Origin of the sequence: Streptomyces sp. ISL-66 (assembly GCF_018614135.1) — a bacterium.
Classification (GTDB): Bacteria; Actinomycetota; Actinomycetes; order Streptomycetales; family Streptomycetaceae; genus Streptomyces.
The window spans coordinates 1-3049 of the sequence record NZ_JAGGOW010000248.1; the positions used below are offsets into that span (position 1 = coordinate 1).

Consider the following 3049-nt stretch of genomic DNA (forward strand, 5'->3'; position numbering starts at 1 on the left):
TCCGCGGAGCAGCACTAGACTCCGCCCCATGGCCCAGGAGCAGCGCTCGCAGCCGCCCCGGCGGGAGGTCGTCACGGGCGTCCCGCGCGGCGTGCGCCGCGCGCCCGCGCACACCCCGGCCCGCTCCGAGATCTCCGAACAGACCACCCTCGGCGCCACCTACGTCCGGGCACTCATGCGCAGCCAGCTGCGCGCCGGACTCTTCGCGGTGGCCGCGCTCGCGCTCCTGGTGGGCCTGCTGCCGCTGCTGTTCCTGCTCCCGCGCGTCGCGTCGGGGCCGCTGGTCTGGCCGGCGCTCGGCGTGCTCGTGTACCCGGTGCTGTGGTTCATCGCCCGTACGTACGTGGTCCGGGCCGAGCGCAACGAGGCCGATTTCACCGGCCTGGTCACCGATCCGGCCGAGGCCCCCGGACCGCGGGGCCGCAGGTAGCCGCTCAGAACAGGTGCATGGCCAAATGTCCCAACGGCAGGCCCAGTTGCCAGGCCGGTGTCCAGACGCGGGCGTTCTCGTCCAGGCCCGGCGGGGTGTCGGCGTGGCCGTGGCGGCCCGGGTCGAGGTTCGTGGCGAACAGCTCCGTGTGGTCCAGCCAGCGCCAGGCCGCACGGGCCAGTTCGAGGTCCGGGTCCTCGCCGCGGCCGCGCTCGCGGGCCTCCTCGCCGAGCGCGAGGAAGCGGGTGTGGACCCAGTCGCGCCACGGGTGCCCGTACGCCGTCAGGGACATCCACTCGTCGAGTTGTGAGACCACCCGGATCCCGGAGAGCTCCCCGGCCGCGTCCGAGAGGTAGATCGTCAGCGCGAGCGTGTCGCGCCCCGCGCGGAACTCCAGGGTGCTGACCGGGATCAGCCGGCCCGTGCGCAGCAGTTCGTCGGCGATGTACTCCGCGTAGAGCCATGCCATCGGTACTGCCAGTCCGCCGTCACTGGTGCCGTTCATACCCTCGGGCTGCACCGTTCCACCTTCTCCCGCACGCGTCGAACCATCCCGTCGTCAGGCCAGAGCCTTCCTTGCGCGGCTCGCGGCGCGGGGGATGTTTACTGAACTTGAACGGTCCGCTGCCGATTTCGATGCGGTCCGTGTCCGATACGTGCGCGTTCAGGCCAGTCTTTGACGTGTTCCTCAGGCGCCGAGCCCGTATCCGTACCCCTGGAGGCCCTTCCGCAGGGCGCGCAGGGCGTAGTACGTGCGGGATTTGACCGTGCCCGCCGGAATGCCCAGCTCCGCCGCCGCCTCGGCCACCGAGCGGTCCTGGAAGTAGACCTGCATCAGCACCTCCCGGTGCTCCGGCCCCAGGGACCCCACGGCGCGGCGCACGTCGATGGCCGTCACCGAGCCCGCCACCGCGTCCCCCGGCGCCGCCGCGTGCTCCAGCCCCTCCGGATCGACCTCGAGGGGCCGCGAGAGGCGGGCCCGCCGGGCGTCGATGGCGAGCCGCCGGGCCACCGTGAACAGCCAGGGCCGCAAGGAATCGTGCCCGGAGGCCAGGACCTCCGGGTGCTGCCAGAGCCGTAGCAGGGTTTCCTGGACCAGGTCTTCCGCGCGCTGCGCGTCCCCGGCGGTGAGGCCCAGCAGGAAACCGAACAGGGCCCGTCCGTGTTCGCGCTGGAGTTCGGCCAGTGCCTCGGGTTCCGTGCGCCGGAGGGTGGGAGCGAGGGGCACGAGAGGCTCCTTCCGGGGTGTGTTCAGGGTTCCGTTCGGGTGATTGTTCGACGTCTGTTCGAGGTGACGGATCCACCCTGACCTGCACGGAGCCGCCCGGGAACCGTCCGGCGGGGATGGTGCGCCCAAGCGTCCGGGCGGTCCGGCGGGCGGCAGCGCGCGGCGGTGAACGGTCGAACGGCGCGCCGAGCGGCCATCGGGGTGAGTCCGCCGCCCGCCGACGGATCCGGTCCTTGACTTCGGGCGTCTTGGTCTATGAATTGACTGGAGATCAGATAGTCATACGAATCTGTCGTCCTGCCGTTCTGTCGTATTGATCAATGTGGATCCGGATTGATCCGTATTGATCCGAATCACCCCAAGGAGAGCCGGGACAGATGACCGCGCGCACCCGCCACGCCCTCGCCCTCCTGTCCGCCGTCGTGCTGGCCGCCGTGGCCGGCTGCACGGCCGGCGGGGGTCCCGCCCCGGCCCGCCTCGCCGGCTCCCCGGGCGCCCAGGCCCCGTCCGGCGCTCCCGGCGCCACCACGGCCCCCGCCGCCAGGGGCTTCACCCTCGTCGCGAGCGGCGACGTCCTGCCCCACGAGTCGGTCATCCGGCGGGCGGCCTCCGACGCGGACGGCGACGGCTACGACTTCCGGCCGATGTTCTCCGGCGTCAAACAGGTCGTCTCAGCCGCCGACCTGGCCCTCTGCCACATGGAGACCATCTACGGAGAGGACGGCGGACCCTTCACCGGCTACCCCGCCTTCCAGTCACCGCCCGAGGTCGCCGACGGCCTCAAGGACGCCGGGTACGACGGCTGCTCCACCGCCTCGAACCACACCCTCGACGGCGGCCGCGCCGGGCTCAAGCGAACGCTGGACAAGTTCGACGCGGCCGGGCTGAAGCACGCGGGCTCGGCCCGCACGGCCGCCGAGGCGGGCGCCGTGACCATGTACGCGGCCGGCTCCGCGAAGGTCGCGCACCTCGCCTACACCTACGACACCAACGGCTACCCGATGCCCGACGGGCAGCCCTGGGCGGTCAACCTGATGGAGGAGGAGAAGATCATCGCGGACGCGCGGGCCGCCCGGAAGGCGGGCGCGGACGTGGTCCTCGTCAGCCTCCACTGGGGCACCGAATGGGAGACGGAACCGGACGAGAGGCAACTCTCGCTCGGCAAGGCGCTCACCGCCTCTCAGACCGGCGGCCGCCCCGACGTGGACATGATCCTGGGCACGCACGCCCACGTCCCCCAGGCGTACGAGAAGGTCAACGGGACGTGGATCATCTACGGCATGGGCGACCAGGTCGCCGGTGAGATGTTCAACCACACCGGCGCCCGGGACATGCGCGGCAACTACGGATCCATCGGCCGGTTCACCTTCGCCCCGCCCGCCGCCCCCGGG

At 71.9% G+C, this 3049-nt stretch carries 4 protein-coding genes; 2 read left to right on the forward strand and 2 right to left on the reverse strand.

All coding sequences use genetic code 11. The annotated features are described in order from the left end of the window. Window positions 1-28 precede the first annotated feature (28 nt). The gene (locus J7E97_RS35340; RefSeq protein ID WP_215035762.1) at window positions 29-430 is read left to right on the forward strand and encodes a hypothetical protein; all 402 of its coding nucleotides are present in this window, start codon (window positions 29-31) and stop codon (window positions 428-430) included. A 4-nt stretch (window positions 431-434) separates the two neighbouring features. On the opposite strand, the gene J7E97_RS35345 is transcribed toward J7E97_RS35340, so the two are convergent. Both J7E97_RS35345 and J7E97_RS35350 read right to left on the reverse strand, forming a co-directional pair. Beyond that, on the reverse strand, window positions 435-935 hold the full coding sequence (locus J7E97_RS35345) for a hypothetical protein (RefSeq protein WP_215035764.1): 501 nt from the start codon (window positions 933-935) through the stop codon (window positions 435-437). Window positions 936-1118: 183 nt separating this feature from the next. Then, window positions 1119-1658: a sigma-70 family RNA polymerase sigma factor gene (locus J7E97_RS35350; protein WP_215035766.1), complete on the reverse strand. Its 540-nt coding sequence runs from the start codon at window positions 1656-1658 to the stop codon at window positions 1119-1121. Window positions 1659-2035: 377 nt separating this feature from the next. Between J7E97_RS35350 and J7E97_RS35355 the strand changes: the two genes are divergently transcribed. Beyond that, a partial coding sequence (locus J7E97_RS35355; RefSeq protein ID WP_215035768.1) for a CapA family protein occupies window positions 2036-3049 on the forward strand: 1014 nt, incomplete at its 3' end.

What these genes read in the sequence shown, in the direction of transcription:
- J7E97_RS35345 (WP_215035764.1), bottom strand. Translation starts at nt 935, where the DNA reads ATGAACGGCACCAGTGACGGCGGACTGGCAGTACCGATGGCATGGCTC.
- J7E97_RS35340 (WP_215035762.1), top strand. Translation starts at nt 29, where the DNA reads ATGGCCCAGGAGCAGCGCTCGCAGCCGCCCCGGCGGGAGGTCGTCACG.